At 59.1% G+C, this 21,117-nt stretch carries 13 protein-coding genes and 2 pseudogenes; 13 read left to right on the top strand and 2 right to left on the bottom strand.

The features are described 5' to 3' along the window. The first annotated feature begins 94 nt into the window (after positions 1–94). The 11 genes from AB7M26_RS11445 (at position 95) to AB7M26_RS11395 (ending at position 12,624) form a co-directional block, all read left to right on the top strand. Positions 95–946 carry an MIP/aquaporin family protein gene (locus tag AB7M26_RS11445; protein WP_123500668.1) on the top strand — a complete coding sequence of 284 codons (852 nt, stop codon included), beginning with the start codon at positions 95–97 and terminating at the stop codon, positions 944–946. A 76-nt stretch (positions 947–1,022) separates the two neighbouring features. Beyond that, complete coding sequence (glpK, locus tag AB7M26_RS11440) at positions 1,023–2,528, top strand: glycerol kinase GlpK (RefSeq protein WP_008009318.1); 1,506 nt, start codon at positions 1,023–1,025, stop codon at positions 2,526–2,528. Between the two features lie 83 nt (positions 2,529–2,611). Then, on the top strand, positions 2,612–3,367 hold the full coding sequence (locus AB7M26_RS11435; protein ID WP_007898523.1) for a DeoR/GlpR family transcriptional regulator: 756 nt from the start codon (positions 2,612–2,614) through the stop codon (positions 3,365–3,367). 290 nt (positions 3,368–3,657) lie between these two features. Next, positions 3,658–5,196 carry a glycerol-3-phosphate dehydrogenase gene (glpD, locus tag AB7M26_RS11430; RefSeq protein WP_429375089.1) on the top strand — a complete coding sequence of 513 codons (1,539 nt, stop codon included), beginning with the start codon at positions 3,658–3,660 and terminating at the stop codon, positions 5,194–5,196. 446 nt (positions 5,197–5,642) lie between these two features. Next, entirely contained in the window at positions 5,643–6,557 is a 915-nt protein-coding gene (locus AB7M26_RS11425; RefSeq protein WP_123500663.1) for a glutamate/aspartate ABC transporter substrate-binding protein, read from the top strand. Between the two features lie 190 nt (positions 6,558–6,747). Beyond that, positions 6,748–7,494 carry an amino acid ABC transporter permease gene (locus AB7M26_RS11420; protein ID WP_008069477.1) on the top strand — a complete coding sequence of 249 codons (747 nt, stop codon included), beginning with the start codon at positions 6,748–6,750 and terminating at the stop codon, positions 7,492–7,494. Then, positions 7,494–8,165, top strand: coding sequence for an amino acid ABC transporter permease (locus AB7M26_RS11415; RefSeq protein ID WP_008069476.1), 672 nt, complete (start codon positions 7,494–7,496; stop codon positions 8,163–8,165). Before AB7M26_RS11420 ends, AB7M26_RS11415 begins: the two co-directional genes overlap by 1 nt. Further along, positions 8,162–8,896 carry an amino acid ABC transporter ATP-binding protein gene (locus AB7M26_RS11410; protein ID WP_008069475.1) on the top strand — a complete coding sequence of 245 codons (735 nt, stop codon included), beginning with the start codon at positions 8,162–8,164 and terminating at the stop codon, positions 8,894–8,896. The genes AB7M26_RS11415 and AB7M26_RS11410 overlap by 4 nt, the downstream gene beginning before the upstream one ends. A 163-nt stretch (positions 8,897–9,059) precedes the next feature. Further along, positions 9,060–10,961: a two-component sensor histidine kinase AauS gene (locus tag AB7M26_RS11405; RefSeq protein WP_123500661.1), complete on the top strand. Its 1,902-nt coding sequence runs from the start codon at positions 9,060–9,062 to the stop codon at positions 10,959–10,961. Then, entirely contained in the window at positions 10,958–12,286 is a 1,329-nt protein-coding gene (locus AB7M26_RS11400) for a two-component response regulator AauR (RefSeq protein WP_123500659.1), read from the top strand. Before AB7M26_RS11405 ends, AB7M26_RS11400 begins: the two co-directional genes overlap by 4 nt. A gap of 8 nt (positions 12,287–12,294) precedes the next feature. Beyond that, positions 12,295–12,624 carry a GlpM family protein gene (locus AB7M26_RS11395; RefSeq protein WP_429388818.1) on the top strand — a complete coding sequence of 110 codons (330 nt, stop codon included), beginning with the start codon at positions 12,295–12,297 and terminating at the stop codon, positions 12,622–12,624. A gap of 180 nt (positions 12,625–12,804) precedes the next feature. On the opposite strand, the pseudogene AB7M26_RS11390 reads toward AB7M26_RS11395, so the two are convergent. Then, positions 12,805–13,155: pseudogene (locus AB7M26_RS11390) on the bottom strand (DsbA family protein); the annotation flags it as partial. Positions 13,156–13,708: 553 nt separating this feature from the next. On the opposite strand from AB7M26_RS11390, the pseudogene AB7M26_RS11385 reads away from it, so the two are divergent. Continuing rightward, positions 13,709–14,066 (top strand): annotated as a pseudogene (locus AB7M26_RS11385) (DUF6124 family protein). 189 nt (positions 14,067–14,255) lie between these two features. Here AB7M26_RS11385 and AB7M26_RS11380 read toward each other — a convergent pair. Further along, a complete protein-coding gene (locus AB7M26_RS11380) occupies positions 14,256–15,290 on the bottom strand; it encodes an alpha/beta fold hydrolase (RefSeq protein WP_123500655.1) in 1,035 nt (344 codons plus the stop codon). A gap of 252 nt (positions 15,291–15,542) precedes the next feature. On the opposite strand from AB7M26_RS11380, the gene AB7M26_RS11375 reads away from it, so the two are divergent. Next, on the top strand, positions 15,543–21,116 hold the full coding sequence (locus AB7M26_RS11375; RefSeq protein ID WP_123500653.1) for a dermonecrotic toxin domain-containing protein: 5,574 nt from the start codon (positions 15,543–15,545) through the stop codon (positions 21,114–21,116). Position 21,117: the final 1 nt, after the last annotated feature.

Genomic DNA, 21,117 nt, shown 5'->3' with positions numbered 1-21,117 from the left:
TAAGCCGAACACAGGATGGGGATCCTGACTTGGTGAAAATCGCGCTTTGACTTTGATCAAAAAGCGCCAGACAACAACAAAAACGAGGTTTTCAATGACAACTGCTTTACAACAACCGTCGCTCTCGAGCCAATGCATGGCCGAGTTTCTGGGTACTGCACTGCTCATCTTTTTCGGTACCGGCTGCGTTGCCGCGCTCAAGGTGGCGGGTGCCAGCTTCGGACTGTGGGAAATCAGCATCATCTGGGGGGTGGGCGTCAGCATGGCGATCTACCTCACCGCCGGCGTTTCCGGCGCGCACCTCAATCCTGCCGTGAGTATCGCGCTGAGCATTTTCGCTGACTTCGAAAAGCGCAAACTGCCTTTCTATATCTTCTCTCAGGTGGCCGGCGCCTTTTGCGGGGCCTTGTTGGTTTACACGCTGTACAGCAACCTTTTCTTCGATTTCGAACAAACTCACCAAATGGTTCGTGGCACCCAGGCCAGCCTTGAATTGGCGTCGGTGTTCTCCACTTTCCCGAACCCTGCCCTGACCACTGCCCAGGCCTTTTTGGTTGAAGTGATCATCACCGCCATATTGATGGGCGTGATCATGTCGCTGACCGACGACAACAATGGCCTGCCCAAAGGGCCGCTGGCGCCGTTGCTGATCGGCCTGCTGATTGCCGTGATTGGTAGCTCGATGGGCCCGTTGACCGGTTTCGCGATGAACCCGGCCCGAGACTTCGGTCCTAAACTGATGACTTTCTTCGCCGGCTGGGGTGAAATTTCCTTCACTGGCGGGCGCGATATCCCGTACTTCCTGATCCCGATTTTTGCACCGATTGTCGGTGCCTGCCTCGGTGCTGCAGCTTATCGCGGGCTGATTGCCCGTCATCTGCCCAGCGCCATACCTGCTACAAAGGATGCAGTACCGGCCATTGACGGCAAACCAAGAACGTCTTGAAACCGTTGGCGCGTGATCCTGCCCATGTGGTGCCGCGCCTGACCTCACTTCCTAATTTTCGTCCAAGGCAATCGACATGACCGACATACAGAATAAGAACTACATCATTGCCCTCGATCAGGGTACAACCAGCTCCCGCGCGATCATTTTCGACCGTGACGCGAACGTGGTCTGCACCGCCCAGCGCGAATTCGCGCAGCATTACCCGCAAGCCGGCTGGGTCGAACATGACCCGATGGAAATCTTCGCCACCCAAAGCGCCGTGATGGTCGAGGCCCTGGCTCAAGCCGGCCTGCATCACGATCAGGTCGCAGCCATCGGCATCACCAACCAGCGCGAAACCACCGTGGTCTGGGACAAGACCACCGGCCGCCCGATCTACAACGCGATCGTCTGGCAGTGCCGGCGCAGCACCGAAATCTGCCAACAGCTCAAGCGCGATGGCCACGAGCAATACATCAGCGACACCACTGGCCTGGTCACCGATCCGTACTTCTCTGGCACCAAGCTCAAGTGGATCCTCGACAACGTCGAAGGCAGCCGTGAACGTGCGCGCAAGGGTGAACTGCTGTTCGGCACCGTAGACAGCTGGCTGATCTGGAAATTTACCGGCGGTAAAGTACACGTCACCGACTACACCAACGCCTCGCGCACCATGCTCTTCAACATCCACACGCTGGAGTGGGACGCGAAGATGCTGGAGGTCCTCGACATCCCGCGCGAGATGCTGCCGGAAGTTAAATCCTCGTCCGAGATCTACGGCCACACCAAAAGTGGCATCGCCATTGGCGGTATCGCCGGCGACCAGCAGGCAGCCCTCTTCGGCCAAATGTGCGTCGAGCCAGGCCAGGCGAAAAACACCTATGGCACCGGTTGCTTCCTGCTGATGAACACCGGCGACAAAGCGGTGAAATCCAAACACGGCATGCTCACCACCATCGCTTGCGGCCCGCGTGGCGAAGTGGCCTACGCCCTGGAAGGTGCAGTATTCAACGGTGGCTCCACCGTGCAGTGGTTGCGTGACGAGTTGAAAATCATCAACGACGCCCACGACACCGAATACTTTGCCAACAAGGTCAAGGACAGCAACGGTGTGTACCTGGTGCCCGCCTTCACCGGTCTGGGCGCTCCCTACTGGGACCCGTATGCCCGTGGCGCATTGTTCGGCCTGACGCGCGGCGTACGCGTGGATCACATCATTCGTGCCGCGCTGGAGTCGATTGCCTACCAGACCCGCGACGTCCTGGACGCCATGCAGCAGGATTCCGGCGAACGCCTCAAGTCCCTGCGCGTGGACGGCGGCGCAGTCGCGAACAATTTCCTGATGCAATTCCAGGCCGACATTCTCGGTACGCAGGTCGAGCGTCCGCAAATGCGTGAAACCACCGCATTGGGCGCGGCTTACCTAGCGGGTCTGGCGTGTGGCTTCTGGGGCAGCCTGGACGAGTTGCGCGGCAAGGCAGTGATCGAGCGCGAGTTCGAACCGACACTGGACGAAACCGCGAAGGAAAAACTCTACGCCGGCTGGAAAAAAGCGGTCAGCCGCACTCGTGATTGGGAACCGCATGAGGGTGCTGAATAAGCCAAGGTCGGGTTCTAACTGGTAGGGAGCAGATTCCTGCGGCATCATGGGCAAATTTTGCACGGCAGCCCAAAGGAAGCCCCATGAATCTGCCTCCCCGTCAGCAGCAAATCCTCGAACTGGTCCGCGAACGCGGCTATGTCAGCATCGAGGAAATGGCCCAGCTGTTCGTCGTTACACCGCAAACCATCCGCCGCGATATCAATCAACTGGCGGAAGTCAATCTGTTGCGTCGCTACCACGGCGGCGCAGCCTACGACTCCAGCGTCGAAAACACTGCCTACGCCATGCGCGCCGATCAGATGCGCGATGAAAAACAGCGTATCGGCGAAGCCATTGCCGCTCAGATTCCCGATCACGCCTCGCTGTTCATCAATATCGGCACCACCACCGAATCCATAGCTCGGGCGCTGCTCAACCACAACCACCTGAAGATCATCACCAACAACCTGCATGTGGCCTCGATGCTCAGCGCCAAGGACGATTTCGACGTGCTGCTGACCGGTGGCAACGTGCGGCGTGACGGTGGCGTGGTCGGTCAGGCGAGTGTCGACTTCATTAACCAGTTCAAGGTCGACTTCGCCCTGGTCGGCATCAGCGGCATTGATGAAGACGGCAGCTTGCTGGACTTCGATTATCAGGAAGTGCGGGTGTCCCAGGCGATCATTGCCAATGCCCGGCAGGTGATTTTGGCCGCCGACTCCAGCAAATTCGGGCGCAATGCCATGATTCGCCTGGGGCCGATCAGCCTGATCGATTGCCTGGTCACTGATCAGCAGCCTTCGCCAGCCTTGGCGCAGCTGTTGAGTCAGCACAAGATTCGGCTGGAAGTGGTTTAACCCCCCACATTTTCGTCGTCTGTACCGACGCCATCGCGGGCAAGCCCGCTCCCACAGGTCTGCACATAACCTGTGGGAGCGGGCTTGCCCGCGATGGCGACAGGCCACACAAAACACCTCTTGCGCCCAATCGCGCCTCTAAATGTTCGTAAATTTTCCTTTAACCGCCCTTCGATCAGTATTTTCAATCGAAGTTGACTGGCTGTGCGCGTCTTTATGGGCTAGTATTTTCGTAAATGAACATTAATGTTCGAATTCCAATATAGAAAATCAAAGCCCGAGGCCAGCCGATGCCCACTTCTACCTTGCCTACGCCCCCTCTCGCCGAGGTTTACGATATCGCCGTCATCGGTGGTGGGATCAATGGCGTGGGGATCGCAGCGGATGCCGCCGGTCGCGGTCTTTCGGTATTCCTTTGCGAAAAGGATGACCTGGCCAGCCACACTTCGTCCGCCAGCAGCAAGCTGATCCACGGCGGCCTGCGCTATCTCGAACATTACGAATTTCGCCTGGTGCGCGAAGCCCTCGCCGAGCGCGAAGTGCTGCTGGCCAAGGCGCCGCACATCGTCAAACAGATGCGTTTCGTGCTCCCGCACCGCCCGCACCTGCGTCCGGCCTGGATGATCCGCGCCGGCCTGTTCCTTTATGATCATCTCGGCAAACGAGAAAAACTCGAAGGCTCGAAAAGCCTGAAGTTTGGTCCGGACAACGCCCTGAAAAGCGAAATCACCAAAGGTTTCGAATATTCCGATTGCTGGGTCGATGACGCACGCCTGGTCGTACTGAACGCCATGGCCGCCCGCGAGAAAGGCGCCCATGTTCACACCCAGACCCGCTGCGTCAGTGCCCGTCGCACCAAGGGCCTGTGGCATCTGAACCTGGAGCGTGCCGATGGCAGCCTGTTTTCGATCCGCGCCAAAGCACTGGTCAATGCAGCCGGCCCGTGGGTCGCCAAGTTCATCCGTGATGACCTGAAGATGGAATCGCCGTATGGCATCCGTCTGATCCAGGGCAGCCACCTGATCGTGCCAAAGCTATATGAAGGCGAACACGCGCACATTCTGCAAAACGAAGATCAGCGCATCGTCTTCACCATTCCGTACCTGAATCACTTCACCCTGATCGGCACCACCGACCGTGAGTACACCGGCGACCCGGCGAAAGTTGCGATCACTGAAGGCGAAACCGATTACCTGCTCAAAGTGGTCAACGCCCACTTCAAGAAGCAAGTCAGTCGCGGCGACATTCTGCACAGCTATTCCGGTGTTCGTCCGCTGTGCAACGACGAATCCGACAACCCGTCGGCCGTTACTCGCGACTACACCCTGGCATTATCGGGCAGTGGCGAAGAAGCGCCGTTGCTGTCGGTGTTCGGCGGCAAACTGACGACTTACCGCAAACTGGCCGAGTCGGCGCTGGCGCAACTGGCCCCTTACTTCGCGCACATCAAGCCGAGCTGGACGGCCAGCGCCACCCTGCCCGGCGGCGAAGACATGACCACCCCGCAGGCCTTGAGCTCGCGGATCCGCGACAAATTCGACTGGGTGCCCACCGAGATCGCCCGACGTTGGGCCACCACTTACGGCAGCCGCACCTGGCGCATGCTCGAAGGTGTGGAAAGCCTTAATGATCTGGGCGAACACATCGGCGGCGGTCTCTACACTCGCGAAGTTGATTACCTGTGCAGCGAAGAATGGGCGACCACCGCCCACGACATTCTGTGGCGCCGCACAAAGCTTGGGCTGTTCACTACCCCGGCGGAACAGCAGAAGCTCGAAGATTACCTGAACAAGCTCGAACAGAACCGCAGCAAGATCGAAGCGGCCTGATCGGGAATCCGGTGAAACGAAGCCCCTGAATCTCACGATTCAGGGGCTTTTTGCGTTCCGAATACACCTCGCCCCCTGTGGGAGCCGGGCTTGCCCGCGATGAAGCCAGCACAGGCAATAATAATGTCGATTGACATACCGCTATCGCGGGCAAGCCCGCTCCCACAGGGTTGGAGTAAAACCCAAGATTCTATTCGGTTTTCCGAACGCGACTTGCCAGTCGATTCGGTAAACCGGATCGCCCAATAGAAAATTCAGCGCCATAAATATTTAATAGCCTTATAAATCAATAGCTTGATCTATATCGCCTGGCCTGGCACGAGTCATGCTCTACACTCTTGGACGAATGTTCGTTGCGCCACCCCTTCAGGAGCCGGCAAGCATTCGAAGCACCAAAAAGGGCCGATGAACTGGCTCCATATAAAAACAATGTCGAGGAAAATTTGATGCGCATCGTTCCCCATCTCCTGGGCGCAGCCATTGCTGCCGCTCTGATTAGCACTCCAGTTTTCGCCGCCGAACTCACCGGCACACTGAAGAAGATCAAAGAGTCCGGCACCATCACCCTCGGGCATCGTGACGCTTCCATTCCGTTTTCCTACATCGCGGATGCTTCCGGCAAACCGGTTGGCTACTCCCACGATATTCAGCTGAAAATCGTCGAAGCCATCAAGAAAGACCTGGACATGCCCAACCTCCAGGTCAAATACAACCTGGTGACCTCGCAAACCCGTATCCCGCTGGTGCAGAACGGCACCGTGGACGTCGAGTGCGGTTCCACCACCAACAACGTCGAACGTCAGCAGCAAGTTGACTTCTCCGTCGGCATCTTCGAAATCGGCACCAAGCTGCTGGCCAAGAAAGATTCCCCATACAAAGACTTCGCCGACCTCAAAGGCAAGAACGTCGTGACCACCGCCGGCACCACGTCCGAGCGCATCCTCAAGTCGATGAACGCCGACAAGCAGATGGGCATGAACGTGATCTCCGCCAAAGACCATGGCGAGTCCTTCCAGATGCTGGAAACCGGCCGTGCCGTGGCTTTCATGATGGACGACGCCTTGCTGGCCGGTGAAATGGCCAAGGCCAAGAAGCCGACCGACTGGGCCGTGACCGGGACTGCGCAGTCCAATGAGATTTACGGTTGCATGGTTCGCAAAGGCGACGCGCCGTTCAAGAAAGCTGTCGACGACGCCATCATCGCGACCTACAAGTCCGGCGAGATCAACAAGATCTACGAAAAATGGTTCATGCAGCCAATTCCGCCAAAAGGCCTGAACCTGATGTTCCCGATGAGCGAAGAGCTCAAGGCCCTGATCGCCAATCCAACCGACAAAGCGGCTGACGAAAAGAAATCCTGATTTCTGACTAACCTTATCCCCTGAGAGAGCCTTTGCCCTTTCAGGGGTTGTCACTCCCTGCTGGCATTTCTGGAAACACTCGAACCGGTGGCTGTCGAGCCGCTCGTGTGTGCCTGATCTTCAAGATCGGGCGGGAACGGAGTCCCCAGGCGGGCATTTGTACATCGAACGAATCCGAGGGGAGACCCTAATGAATTACAACTGGGACTGGGGCGTGTTCTTCAAGTCCACCGGCGTGGGCAGCGAGATTTATTTCGACTGGTACCTTTCCGGTTTGGGCTGGACCATCGCCATTGCCGTCGCAGCCTGGATCATCGCGCTGCTGCTGGGCTCGATTCTGGGCGTCATGCGCACGGTACCGAATCGCATCGTATCGGGCATCGCGACCTGCTACGTCGAACTCTTCCGTAACGTGCCGCTGCTGGTTCAGCTGTTCATCTGGTACTTCCTGGTGCCCGATCTGCTGCCTGCGGATATCCAGGAGTGGTACAAGCAGGATCTCAACCCCACCACTTCGGCGTTCCTCAGCGTCGTCGTGTGCCTTGGCCTGTTCACCACCGCTCGGGTTTGCGAACAAGTGCGCACCGGTATCCAGGCGCTGCCCCGCGGCCAGGAAGCCGCCGCTCGCGCCATGGGTTTCAAGCTGCCGCAGATCTACTGGAACGTGCTGCTGCCCCAGGCTTACCGCATCATCATTCCGCCGCTTACCTCGGAATTTTTGAACGTATTCAAGAACTCCTCCGTCGCGTCGCTGATTGGCCTGATGGAGCTGCTCGCGCAGACCAAACAGACCGCCGAGTTCTCCGCCAACCTGTTCGAAGCCTTCACCCTGGCCACGCTGATCTACTTCACGCTGAACATGAGCCTGATGCTGCTGATGCGTTCGGTCGAGAAGAAAGTCGCCGTACCGGGCCTGATTTCCGTAGGGGGTAAATGATGGAATTCGACTTCTCGGGCATCATTCCGTCCCTGCCGGGTTTGTGGAACGGCATGATCATGACCCTCAAGCTGATGGCGCTGGGCGTGATCGGCGGGATCATCCTCGGCACGCTCCTGGCGCTGATGCGCCTGTCCCACAACAAACTGCTGTCGAACATCGCCGGCGCCTACGTTAACTACTTCCGCTCGATCCCGTTGCTGCTGGTCATCACCTGGTTCTACCTGGCGGTGCCGTTTGTATTACGCTGGATTACCGGCGAAGACACCCCGATCGGCGCGTTCGCCTCGTGCATCGTGGCCTTCATGATGTTCGAAGCCGCGTATTTCTGCGAAATCGTCCGGGCTGGCGTGCAGTCGATCCCCAAGGGCCAGATGGGCGCTGCCCAGGCGTTGGGCATGGAATACGGCCAGATGATGCGACTGATCATCCTGCCGCAAGCGTTTCGCAAGATGACCCCGCTGCTGCTGCAACAGAGCATCATCCTGTTCCAGGACACCTCGCTGGTGTATGCGGTGGGCCTGGTGGATTTCCTCAATGCCTCCCGTGCCAGTGGCGACATCATCGGTCGCTCCAATGAGTTCCTGATCTTCGCAGGTCTCACGTACTTCACAATCAGCTTTGCCGCCTCGCTGCTGGTCAAGCGTCTGCAAAAAAGGTTTGCCGTATGATCTCTATCAAGAATGTCAACAAGTGGTATGGCGACTTCCAGGTACTGACTGACTGCAGCACCGAGGTCAAAAAAGGCGAAGTGATTGTGGTGTGCGGGCCGTCTGGTTCCGGCAAATCCACCCTGATCAAATGCGTCAACGCCCTGGAACCGTTCCAGAAAGGCGACGTGATCGTCGATGGCACATCCATCGCCGACCCGAAGACCAACCTGCCGAAACTGCGCTCGCGCGTGGGCATGGTGTTCCAGCATTTCGAACTGTTCCCGCACCTGAGCATCATGGACAACCTGACCATCGCACAGGTCAAGGTGTTGGGTCGCAGCAAGGAAGAGGCTTCCAAGAAAGCCCTGCAACTGCTCGAACGCGTCGGTCTTTCGGCCCACGCGAAAAAGCATCCAGGCCAACTCTCCGGCGGTCAGCAACAGCGTGTGGCGATTGCCCGTGCGCTGGCGATGGACCCGATCGTCATGCTGTTCGACGAACCGACCTCGGCGCTGGACCCGGAAATGGTCAACGAAGTACTCGACGTGATGGTGCAACTGGCCCACGAAGGCATGACCATGATGTGCGTGACCCATGAAATGGGCTTTGCGCGCAAAGTGGCCGACCGGGTGATCTTCATGGACCAGGGCAAGATCATCGAAGACTGCAAGAAAGAAGAGTTCTTCGGCGACATCACCGCCCGCTCCGACCGCGCGCAGCATTTCCTCGAGAAGATTCTGCAGCACTAAGCATCGGACGCCGCTCCCCCTGTGGGAGCTGGCTTGCCTGCGATAGCGGAGTGTCAGTCGACATCATCATTGACAGACCGACCGCTATCGCAGGCAAGCCAGCTCCCACAAGGATCTGTGGTGATCTGTAGATTTGTGTTGTGGTTGACCCAAGGCATCTGTGATGAAATGCGACTCCACTCTCTATCGCGCCGCGCCGCCATCACTCGCCGTGAAACCCCGTTTGATTCGCCATCTGTTCCTGCCGCCACTGGTCATCGCCCTGATGATCGGATTGGGTTACATCGGCTTCTGGGTCAGTGAACACTACGGAATTCGCAGCCTTAGCGAGAATGGCCAGCGTCAGTTGGAACTGCACGCCCGCGCCGTCGAGAGCGAAATCAGCAAGTACACCTACCTGCCCAGCCTGCTGGAACTCGAATCCAGTGTTTCAAAGCTGTTGGCCGCCCCGTCTCCGGAACTCCGGCAGACGGTCAACGAATACCTTGAAGGCCTGAACCGGCGCAGCCGCAGTCGGGCCATTTATGTGATGGACACCACCGGTCGCGTACTGGCCACCAGCAACTGGCGCGATGTCGACAGTTATCTGGGTGAAGACCTGTCCTTCCGCGCCTATTTCCAGAATGCCGTGCGCGGTCAGCCGGGGCGTTTCTATGGCATCGGCAGCACCAGTGGCGAACCCGGTTACTACCTGGCGCATGGCCTGGAAGAGCACGGCAAGATCATCGGCGTCGCCGTGGTCAAGGTCCGCCTCGAAGCCATGGAAGAACGCTGGCAGCGTGCGCGCCTGGAAGCCTTCGTCAGCGACGAGAACGGCATCATCATTCTTTCCAGCGATCCGGCGCGGCGGCTTAAATCGGTGGTGCCATTGAGCGAGGAAACCAAGGAAAAACTGGCCCGTAGCCTGCAGTACTACTGGTTTCCGCTGAATGAACTGCAACCGCTGGCACGGGAGAAACTCGCCGAAGGCGAAGAAAAGCTGACCTTCCCCGCCAACAGCGAATTGATGTCCGAAGAAGAGAACATCAGCTATCTCTCGCAAACGCGGCCGCTGAGCGACACCCCATGGAATTTCACCCTGCTCACGCCTCTGCAGGATTTGCGCCGTGAAGCGATCAATCAGGGGATTCTGGTGGCGGTGGCATTTGCCCTGGTGGCGTTTCTGCTGATCGCCTGGAACGAGCGGCGCAAGGTGATCGCCACCCGCCTCGCGGCGCGGGAAGCCTTGCAGGAAGCCAACAATCAACTGGAGCGTCGGATTACCGAACGCACCACCGACCTGCGCGCCAGCAACGAACGGCTCAAGGGCCAGATCCGTGAACGGCGGCAGGCGGAAGAGACGTTGCGCCGCGCCCAGGATGAACTGGTCCAGGCCGGCAAACTGGCGGCCATCGGCCAGATGTCCACCAGCATCGCCCACGAATTGAACCAGCCGCTGGCCGCCTTGCGGACCTTGTCCGGCAATACCGTGCGCTTTCTGGAACGCGGTCAGCTGGATGTGGCCAGCACCAACCTCAAGACCATCAATGAACTGATCGACCGCATGGGCCGGATCACTGCCAGCCTGCGTTCCTTCGCCCGGCGTGGCGATGACAAGGGCCAGGCCAGCCTCGGCAAAGCCGTGGACGCTGCCCTGCAGTTGCTGGGTAGCCGGGTGGAAAGTGCGCACCTGCAATTGCACCGCGACTTCAAAGACGTACAACTGCAGATCGACCAGACCCGCCTGGAACAGATCCTGGTCAACCTGATCGGCAACGCGCTCGACGCCATGCAGTCGCAACCCCAGCCGGCGTTGTGGCTCGAGGGCGAGGCGTTCGATGGCAAGTATCGTCTGCGGGTACGCGACAACGGCCACGGCATCGATGCCGAAGCGCGCAAGCATCTGTTCGAACCGTTCTTCACCACCAAACCCGGCGAACAAGGCCTGGGCCTCGGCCTGACGCTTTCCGCCAGCCTGGCCGCCGCCACTGGCGGGCATCTGGGTGTCGAGCACCCGGCCAGCGGTGGTACCACCTTCGTCCTCAGTTTACCGTTGGTAAGCCCCACTCCCGCCGAGCCAATATGAACAACGACCTTAGTGTGCTGATCGTCGAAGACGACCCCCATGTCCTACTCGGCTGCCAACAGGCGCTGACCCTGGAAGACATTCCCTGCGTAGGCGTGGGCAGCGCCGAAGAAGCGCTGGAACGTGTCGGCGATAACTTCGCCGGCATTGTCATCAGCGACATCCGCCTGCCGGGCATCGATGGCCTGGAACTGCTGACCCGGCTCAAGGCCCGCGATCGCAGCCTGCCGGTGGTGCTGATTACCGGCCACGGCGACATCTCGATGGCCGTCGGCGCGATGCAGAAAGGCGCCTATGACTTCATGGAGAAACCCTTCTCCCCCGAACGTCTGGTGGACGTCGCCCGCCGTGCGCTGGAGCAACGCAGCCTGGCGCGGGAAGTGTCGTCGTTACGTCGACAGCTGTTCGAGCGCGACTCCCTCGAAGGCCGGATCATCGGGCGCTCGCCGGCCATGCAGAACCTGCGGGAACTGATCGCCAACGTCGCCGATACGTCGGCCAACGTGCTGATCGAAGGCGAGACTGGCACCGGTAAAGAATTGGTTGCGCGCTGCCTGCACGACTTCAGCCGCAGGCACTCCAAACAGTTCGTCGCGCTGAACTGCGGTGGCCTGCCGGAGAACCTGTTCGAAAGTGAAATATTCGGCCACGAGGCCAACGCCTTCACTGGTGCCGGCAAGCGGCGTATCGGCAAGATCGAGCACGCCGACGGCGGCACGCTGTTCCTCGATGAAGTGGAAAGCATGCCGCTACCGTTGCAGATCAAGCTGCTGCGGGTGTTGCAGGAACGCACTCTTGAACGCCTTGGCTCGAACCAGAGCGTGGCGGTGGATTGCCGGGTGATCGCCGCGACCAAGTCCGATCTGGATCAATCAAGCAAGGCTGGCGAATTTCGCAGCGACCTGTATTACCGCTTGAACGTGGTGACCCTGGAGCTGCCGCCGTTGCGCGAGCGCCGCGAAGACATCCTGCAATTGTTCGAACACTTTTTGCAGCAGTCATCCTTGCGCTTCGACCGCGCGGTGCCGGAGCTGGACAACCAGACCCTGTCGAACCTGATGAGCCACGACTGGCCAGGCAACGTGCGCGAATTGCGCAACGTCGCCGAGCGTTTCGCATTGGGCCTGCCGGCCTTCAAAAAATCCGGCACCAATGGCAGCAACCAGGGTCTGGCCTTCGCCGAAGCGGTGGAAGCTTTCGAACGCAACCTGCTCAGCGACGCCTTGCAGCGCAGCGGCGGCAACCTGACCCAGGCCAGCCAGGAACTGGGGATGGCCAAGACCACGCTGTTCGACAAAGTGAAGAAATACGGGTTGAGCCACTGATGGACCTGATATTCAAAGCGACCCTGGGCGCGGCGGCGGTGGTGATTCTGGCCATGCTGGCCAAGACCAAAAACTATTACATCGCCGGCCTGGTGCCGCTGTTCCCGACCTTTGCGCTGATCGCTCATTACATCGTCGGCAAAGGGCGCTCGCTGGATGATCTGAAAACCACCATCGTGTTTGGCATGTGGTCGATCATTCCGTACTTCGTCTACCTGGCGACCTTGTATGTGATGGTCGACCGAATGCGGCTGGAGGCTTCGTTGGCGGTGGCGGCGGTGGCCTGGTTGATGGCGGCGACGGTGCTGGTCAGCGTGTGGGTTCGCTTGCACGGCTAGATTCAAAAAGATCGCGGCCTGCGGCATTTGCACACACCTGTAGGAGCTGCCGCAGGCTGCGATCTTTTGATCTTGATTTTTTCTAGACCGCTGAAGGTCAAGATCAAAAGATCGCAGCCTGCGGCAGTTCCTACGCAGATCGAGCCGTTAGCCGTTGACTGTTCCGCCCTTGGCCTCACTCATGGCTTCCAGCCCGGCCCAGTGCAGCAAGCGATGAGCATCGAACGTGTTGTAGATGCGGCTGTTGCCATCCGTGCGAAAGGCAAACCCGACCTCGGCGCCACGCGCGCGGATCATTTCGCGGTTCTTCTGCGATTGCTCAGGCGTCGAGCCGTACTTTTCGCTGATGTGTTCGGTGATGTTCTGGCCTTCGGGGTTCATCTTCGGGTTCAGTTCGAACGGCTGGAAACGGATCTCGGCCTGGACTTCGTCACCCAGCAAATCCAGGGCACGGGTCAGGCTATATAGACCGACGACGCACCAGGGGCAGGACACGTCGCTGACGAAATCGATTTTCAAGGGGGTACTCATCATTGACCTCACAGGCTTGAATCGCGCCGGAAAGTTCGAACGATACACCCGCAGGCTGAGCCCGTGTGGCAGCCGTTCCACTATCCCTGTGGGAGCCGGGCTTGCCCGCGATGACGGCCTTCCAGACGACATCTTCGGTGACTGACACGCCGCCATCGCGGGCAAGCCCGGCTCCCACAGGTTTTTTTTTGGGGGGGGTGGGCGGGCATGTTTAGTTCTGTTTAGCGTTACTTCCTGAAAGCTACAGCGCCTTGCGCCGTCGCCTACAACCACGTCAGAATCCGCCGGCTTGTGCGTCTGGAGGCCCGTCGGTAACTTGGCTCCTGTCACTGATTCCCAGTGATCGGGTTTAGTAGCCCGGATTCCCCCTCAAGACGGTTGCACAAGCGTCATTTAGTCAGGTTTTCACCTGCACTTGATGGTGGCTGTGCGCATGGCACCCTCGGGTGCGCCGGGTTTGAGGGGTACTCCGGTCTACTAACTTGCGCACAGCTGCCCCCCTTCCGTTTAGTAGCGAGACGGGTTGTAGCTCTACTAAAAGGTGTATCCCTCAATGTTCAAAATCACTCCAAACCCACCGGAAACCGACGACGTTTCCCCATACGAAGCCCCCCGGCTCCAAAAAGCTCAACGAAGCCGCCGACCGCGCCCTCGATTACTACCTCAAACCGGTCATTCCCCAAGACACCCCACGCAAACCCAGCACCCTTTACCTCATCGCCCCCGACGCCAGTAACGAAACCCTGCTGGTCAACGCCTGCGAATCGCTGGCGGCGGCGAGCGTGATGCTGAGTGATTTCGCGGGGCAACTGAACGGCCCGCAACGCAACACCGTGCTCGGCATCCAGAACTCGGTCATGCTGGGTGAACTGGCGGTGAACCGGATGCTCGATAACTTCGTTCCAACGTAAACCAGCCTCCACTGTCGTTGAGGCGCTTTTGTGGCGAGGGAGCTTGCTCCCGCTCGGCTGCGCAGCAGTCGTAAACAGGTCAATGCGGATTACCTGAGACTCAGCAGCCTGTGCAGGATTGGGGCTGCTTCGCAGCCCAGCGGGAGCAAGCTCCCTCGCCACAGGGCTCCCACAGTTTGGATTGGGGTGTTACAGAAGATTGTGTTCGGCCACCGGATCGATCTGCGCCCAATGCGAGGTGTCTTCGCGGTGGGCCTGTAAATACGGCAACACCGCCGCCAGTAACGGCGCCTTGAACGCCTCCTGGAAACGATGGGCCAGCCCCGGAATCAGCTTCAATTGACTGCCGCGAATGTGCGCCGCCAGGTGTACGCCATGCATCACCGGCAACAACGGATCGGCGGTGCCGTGAACCACCAGCGTTGGCACCCGCAATTGATTGAGCAACGCCACACGGCTCCGTTCAGCGAGGATCGCCATGATCTGGCGCTTCACGCCCTCGGGGTTGAATGCCCGGTCATAAGATTGCGCCGCCTGCTGCAACAACGCCTGCCGGTCATCGCTCACCGCCGGGCTACCCAATGCCGCCAGCAAATCGGCCTGTTGCTCCAGTGCTACTTCGCGATTCGGCGCACCGCGTCGCGCGAGTAACTGCATCAGTGCCGCACTTGGCGCTGGCAAACCTTCGGCCCCCGAGCTGGTCATCAGCAAGGTCAGGCTCTCGATACGCTGCGGTGCCATGGCCGCCATATGCTGGGCGATCATCCCGCCCATGCTGGCGCCCAGTACGTGGAATTGCTCGACGTGCAAGGCACTCATCAGGCCGAAGGCATCGTCGGCCATGTCGGTCAGGGTGTACGGCGCCGATACCGGCAAGCCGAGTTTGTAGCGCATCACTTCGAACGTCAGGTTGGCGTCGACCGGCGTCTGCCGCCAAGTGGAGAGGCCGACATCGCGGTTGTCATAGCGGATCACCCGAAAACCCTGCTGACACAGCGCAACCACCACTTCGTCCGGCCAGTGAATCAACTGCCCGCCCAGGCCCATCACCAGCAACAACGCAGGGTCCGAGGCACGGCCAATGATTTGGTAGGCCAGGCTCACCTGCTCCAGATCGACCCGCTCGGTCGGAACATCGACATCGCACCGCGAAGCCGCCAGGGACGGCAAGCTGAACAATAAAGCGGCCAGAAAAGTGGCCGCCGATAACAATAAAGCACGCATGAAAAACACCGAAACGCAGAACTCCAGTAGAGCGCGAGTCTGATGAAGTTTGTTCAAGCGCGCTGCCACAGTTACGTGACAGTTTGATGAAGATTGCCGAGCGGTCATCGCGACAGTTCGATTGCATGAGGTGCGTTCGATCACATCCGCCTCTGATGCGATAACTATTTACCGCCACCGTCCCCGACAACTTTCCTTAAATGGCTCACAAATGGAGTGGAACCGCCGCTCCTCACACCGAGCCCTGTTGATATGACCGATAGACTTCTTTTCGACCTCCCCAACCCGGCGCCGATCCTCATCCCTACCCCATCCGCGCTGCCGCCTCTCTACGACGAAAGCCTGTTTCTGCATGCTTCGGCACGCTGGCGCGAAAGCAGCGAGGGCTTGCGCGAGCTTCTTGCCGCCAGTCCGGGAATGCGTGACACGCTCACTCAACTGTTGAAACAGAAACTCGATCTGGCCGGGCAACAAGCTGGCTTGCTCTTCGTCGCCACACAGGAGCATCCGGAACGGTTTGTCAGCTTCACCGATGCCTGCGCCTTCGTCCTGCAACACCCGACACTGGAGACGACGCTCGATGAGCGCTGCCAAGTGACCGGTCTGAGTCAGACTCATCCCCTGTCGAACCTGACGCCACTGCAAATGCTCGAACGACTCAAGACACTCAACCCCGAACAGTCGCACCGCGAGCGCTGGGCAACCTACTGGGACACGCGCGCCCCCGGCACTGCGGTATCGCGCAAACAACGGGCAATACAGCTTTACCGTCAGCATTTCGAAGCGAGCGTCCAACTGGCATTCGCCCAGAGAACCCTGACGGCGGAACAGCTCAACCCCCTGTTGTTGATCATCGATCCGCCCCTCGGTGCTCTGACGCTGGACGGCCTGCCTGTCCATACCGAGCAATTGGCCCTGGTATTGAGCAACCTCAGCAGAGTTGAACTCCCAGGCGCATGGGTCATCACCACAGGCGAGGCGGCCAGCGGCAGTCAATGGCTGTATCTGCCTAGCCGGCCCGTCGCAATTCAACTTTTCAGTCAACGCAGCGACATGGAGGCATGGCTTTCCCGACAGGCACTCGTCCCGCCCGGCTTGCCCACCGATAACGTTCGCTTTGAATACACCGCCAAAACCGACCCCATGGGCGTGGGCGCAAGCGACCTGTTTGCGGCCTGCCAGCCGGCTCAGGTCAGCGCGTTACGCCACGGAACCCGCGGCAAGCCCGGGTTGGCCGAGCACGGTGCGCAATCCCTCGCCCTGGCTGACCAGGTTGACCAAGAGCGCGGCAAGACTGCCATTCTCGCCTCACCCCCCAAGCTGGAAACCGCCGATCGCGATACGGTGGCCAGTGAACAGCCACTATTTGGCAGCCTATATGCGGATATCCCCTTGTCACTGCGCCAGGCCGCGCTGAACAAGCAGCGCGATGCGCTCGAAATATTGGTGGCAGAGGTAGGAGATGGCCAGGGCCTGCAACCGTTCAAGGACTCGCTCAACGCGTTGGAAACCGCCGAAGAAGCCGCAGACAAGGCCGCCTCTGCGTTGCTTAATCGATCGCGCCCACTGGATGTGGTCTCGTTCCAGCAGGCGTTCACCGCCCTGCACAGCGCCCATAAGGCCGGTCTGCACGCTGAAGCCAGGCTCCAACTGGCGCTTAAACAACTCAGTGACGAGGAGTGCAGCCTGCTCAAAGCCTTGCTGGACACTCCCGACAATCCAGGGCCGGACCCGGTCGCGGCCAGCCTGACCCTATCGATGACCGAACAGAGCGGTGACAAAACCACAGTCACCGCCCAGGAACTCAACGGCGCATTTATCGTCACCCGAGCGGATGCGCTGACCGATGCCAATTCGCCGCACAGCGTGCTGCTCTACTGGTCTGGCACCGGCGGTGGTCTGCAACGATTCGCCAACCGTCGTGAGCTTGAACGCCAGGTATTGCAGATTCATCAGCAGGACAATGCACTGACATTGCAGCTGAATAAAATTCCTGGCGACGCGCTGACGTACGGGCTGAACCAACTGACCAGCGACTTCGAAGAACAGGCCGGCGCGCTACGCCAGCGTCACGCCGAGCCGGCCAAGGCCGCGCAGCGTGCCGAACAACTGGAAATCTTGCGCAAACACGCCCGCGCCACGTTGCAGGTTCCGGTGCACGCCGCCAGGAACCTTGCTTTCGCCCACCTGCAGGAGCAAGACCGCAGCAATATCCTCGCGTCCAACCTGCCGAATTGGCTCAGTGCACTGACCGAGGCTGACCGTATCAGGCTCAAGCGACTGATCGAGGCGTACATCACGGCGATGCAACGCAGCCACGAACTGCTAACAGTCGCCCTGGAACCCCGTGACGACTTCACCCGTAAACACTTGCACGCCCGTCTGCGCAAGGACTTCTCGATCAAGGGCCGTTTCGAGGTGAAGCTCGACTTGCCCGATTCGGTGAAATGGACAAAGCATCTCGATCCCGCTCCCGGAGCGCCAGGAACCCCGCAAAAACTCGTGCTGACTCCAAGTGTGACGCGTAGCAGGATGTCCCTCGAGGACCTGGCCCAACACAATATAGACAACACACCGTCGATGAACCTGGAACCCCTTCCCCTGCGATTGAGCTTCATGCAGGTGGAGGTTACTGCGGCGAACAAGTCCGAAGCCCAGGCCCTGAAAAGCGGCATCACCCGTGATTATCTGATGAGGGTCCTGCCGGAACTCGACTTGCCCAAGGCATACGAAACGCTGATCCGCGACGCGTTCACAGGGGCGGCCACCGAGCCCGTCTTCAGCAAAGAGCATCGCCGCGAGAGCCTGATCGAGCCCTGGGCTCTGATGCTCAAATTGCAGGGTGAGACCGCCCGCCTGCAAAAGCAGATCGACCAAAACGACTTGCAAGTCCTGAACATCGCCATCGACGCCGACACCCCCCAAGCCTGGCGCACCGATGGCAAGCGCATCGTATTGCTGCCGGCCCACTTGAGCGTGGGTGGCAAGGACACACCCAATGAAGGCCCCGTGACGTTGTCTGGCGTGAACTTCATCGAGGAACAGGTCAGCGGGGTCACCCTGCTATACCTGCCCGACAGCCCCGATGGCCAATTCCTGCGCCGTTACGACAGCCTGGAAACCGCTCGCAAAGCCCTGTTCAACCTGTGTCTGCATGACAAATGGGTCGGCTACCTGGCTGGCCGGGCCTTACAGGGCGACGTACGCGCCCACGAAATCCGCATCAAGCAGAGCATGCTTAAACACTTCGACGCGTTGATCGGAGTCGGCTTGCGCTGGCCGGCGACCACCTCGTTGGCGGCCCACCTGGTCAATGCTCATATGGGTCGCCTGATCGAAACTCATCGCGGCACCTCCCGCGCCAACGACGCGCTGTACATGGAGCGTTACGCACTGAAAGGCCCGCGCGCCTTCAACTACATAAAAATGGCTTTTGGACTGGTGCCTTTCCTCGGGACCGCTATCGCACTCTACGATGCCTGGATCGCCGCGAACCAGGCGGTGGCAGCCTTTTTACGCGCAGACGTGGGTGACGGCCTGGCGGAGGTCGAATCGGTGCTGTTGTCGCTGATCGACGCGGCCATGGATTTGCTTCCCGGTGAAGTTGCAACCTCGGCGCTTTCCCGGACAGCCCGCTCCGTCACGCGCGCGCGCCAGCTGCATAAGTTGGGCACAACGGCGGCCGCGATACAGGTGCCCTCGATGCGTCAGGCCCGGCATGTGGCCGAACGCTTCGCCGGTTACGAGTATGAGCAGCCAGTTTCCCTGTCGGGACTCCAGTCGGCAACCCAGGGGACCTATCGCAATATCTACCGCCATGCCGAGGGTGATTTTATCGTGCGCCAGGGACGGATTTTCCAGGTCGAGCGCAGCAAGGATTCACGCAACTGGCGCTTGAGCGGCAATAGCCAAAAAACCTACAAACAGCCCATCGCGCTCGATGAAGCAGGCCACTGGGATACTTATTTCGGCGTTTATGGCGTTACGTTCGAAGGCGGAGGGCTCGGTGGCGGCAACATGCTCGGGCACCTGGCGGATACGCTTGATCCGGTATGGCCTCAGGCTCTGCGCGAACGGTTGCCTCGCTGGTGGAGCGACCACGCTTATCGTCGCCATCATGCATTGACCGTAGAGGCCGATAGACTCGCCCTGCAATTCGATACCCAGGTAAAGCGCACCAAAGCCGCCCTGCAAGCCTACAACGCCAATCCAGAGCGTCCCAAGGCGCTGATGCACGAAGCGGAGACAGCCTGCATCGCCGATATCGAGTTAGCCAAACAGCACTACCAGACGCTGGCAGATCTGCTTCCACTCAGCCACGGCAACAAAAAGCGCGCGCTTGTGCAAATCCAAAGCGATGACGCGGCGTTACTGACCGACAGGTACAAGCAACAATTGTTCTTTGCCAATCATCGAACCGATCCCCTGCTGAACAGCATCGATGCGCTGATAGAGAGCCTGGACACATTGCCTGCTACAGCCCTCTCCGACCGGTTGCGGGTGCTGGGGGATATCCGGAAGCTGCGGCTGGAAACGATTAAACAACTCGACACCATCAAGGCCCAAATGCGGGATCTTAACTATTGGTACGAGAAAATTACCGTCAAGGCACACAAAGCCCAACTGACCCAGGAAGTCACAATGTTGAACGGGCGTCTCAGCGAGACAAATCTCCTTTACTTGAGAACCGGTAACTTGCTGGAAATGGTGACACGCTATGACACCGCCAACGATGTGTCCTGGTTCTGGCTCCAAAGCCAGGCGCAAGTGAAAAGAGCCCAAGTCGACCGCGCCCTGTTCACCCAGTTCAGTCTGCCGGAAGTCAATGTTACCAAGGCTCAGCGTAACCAGATCCTCCAAGAGTGCATCGAGTACTACAGTCAATTTCGTCGGGATATGAATGCCTGGACTGCCAGCTATCCTCAGCATTTTCATCTGGATGACGTGCCGTCATTGATGGACGGCATCGCGAAAATGGCCGAGAGAGCGCACAAGGCGCTTGATTTGCCTGCACCGACTATTCCAGGGCGCAGCAACAAAAAAGTGTTCACCACTGAAGGCGACCAATTGTTGATCGGGGTGGAGCGCTGGGAAACGACTACACAAAAGCGGCAATACATCCTGACGGGACGAAGTGGGTACATGGAGATCTGGGAACAAGGGAGCAACGGCAAATTCCGCCTCTTGAACCCACAGCCACAGCCATCCCACTCCATTCGCAGAGAACTTGAACCGTTAGTGGCAGATGCCCGCCACCGATTGCAATCACAAGCAACCTACCAGGCCAGGGTTCAAGCCTACGCGGATCAAGACATGCTCCCGGTGGACCTCGAGCACATGATGGTCAGTGAGGCGAATGAACTCACACGCCGCGCTCTTGGCATCGAGGACATTGCCCCAGGCAATGCCCTTGTCCAGCAGCTACGCGACAAGGCCACCGAATTGATTGCCACCGGTCGCGCACTGCGAACCCGTCAGTCGCTGCTGATTAAAAAACCAACCGATGGCATGCTCGACGACCTCGTCACGCACCACGTGGTAGATATCCGTAAAACCAGCCCGATCAAAAACCTGGGCAAACGCTCGAATGGTCGAATTGACTATATGCAGGAATACGAAGTCTGGGACTTGACGCAAACACCCGCGAAAGTGCTGTGGTACGCCCACTTCCATTACAACAAGGCCGCACCTGCATTCGGCGCATTCGAGAAAGCCCACTTGAAATTACCGGAACATCGGTTTCTCACCCATGCGGACAACGCCGACCTGCCTTACGCCGATATCGGTAAACAATCTGCCGCGCTGCCACACTTCGAAAACCTCTGAT

The organism is Pseudomonas sp. F-14 TE3482 (genome assembly GCF_053629455.1).
Note: the sequence above shows the minus strand (reverse complement) of the source record. Positions and strands in the feature narration are given on the sequence as shown.

Coding starts and splice junctions, on each gene's coding strand:
- glpD (WP_429375089.1), top strand. CDS start 3,658: ATGCCCACTTCTACCTTGCCTACGCCCCCTCTCGCCGAGGTTTACGAT.
- AB7M26_RS11380 (WP_123500655.1), bottom strand. CDS start 15,290: ATGCGTGCTTTATTGTTATCGGCGGCCACTTTTCTGGCCGCTTTATTG.
- AB7M26_RS11435 (WP_007898523.1), top strand. CDS start 2,612: ATGAATCTGCCTCCCCGTCAGCAGCAAATCCTCGAACTGGTCCGCGAA.
- AB7M26_RS11400 (WP_123500659.1), top strand. CDS start 10,958: ATGAACAACGACCTTAGTGTGCTGATCGTCGAAGACGACCCCCATGTC.
- AB7M26_RS11420 (WP_008069477.1), top strand. CDS start 6,748: ATGAATTACAACTGGGACTGGGGCGTGTTCTTCAAGTCCACCGGCGTG.
- AB7M26_RS11425 (WP_123500663.1), top strand. CDS start 5,643: ATGCGCATCGTTCCCCATCTCCTGGGCGCAGCCATTGCTGCCGCTCTG.
- AB7M26_RS11445 (WP_123500668.1), top strand. CDS start 95: ATGACAACTGCTTTACAACAACCGTCGCTCTCGAGCCAATGCATGGCC.
- AB7M26_RS11415 (WP_008069476.1), top strand. CDS start 7,494: ATGGAATTCGACTTCTCGGGCATCATTCCGTCCCTGCCGGGTTTGTGG.
- AB7M26_RS11405 (WP_123500661.1), top strand. CDS start 9,060: ATGAAATGCGACTCCACTCTCTATCGCGCCGCGCCGCCATCACTCGCC.
- AB7M26_RS11375 (WP_123500653.1), top strand. CDS start 15,543: ATGACCGATAGACTTCTTTTCGACCTCCCCAACCCGGCGCCGATCCTC.
- glpK (WP_008009318.1), top strand. CDS start 1,023: ATGACCGACATACAGAATAAGAACTACATCATTGCCCTCGATCAGGGT.
- AB7M26_RS11410 (WP_008069475.1), top strand. CDS start 8,162: ATGATCTCTATCAAGAATGTCAACAAGTGGTATGGCGACTTCCAGGTA.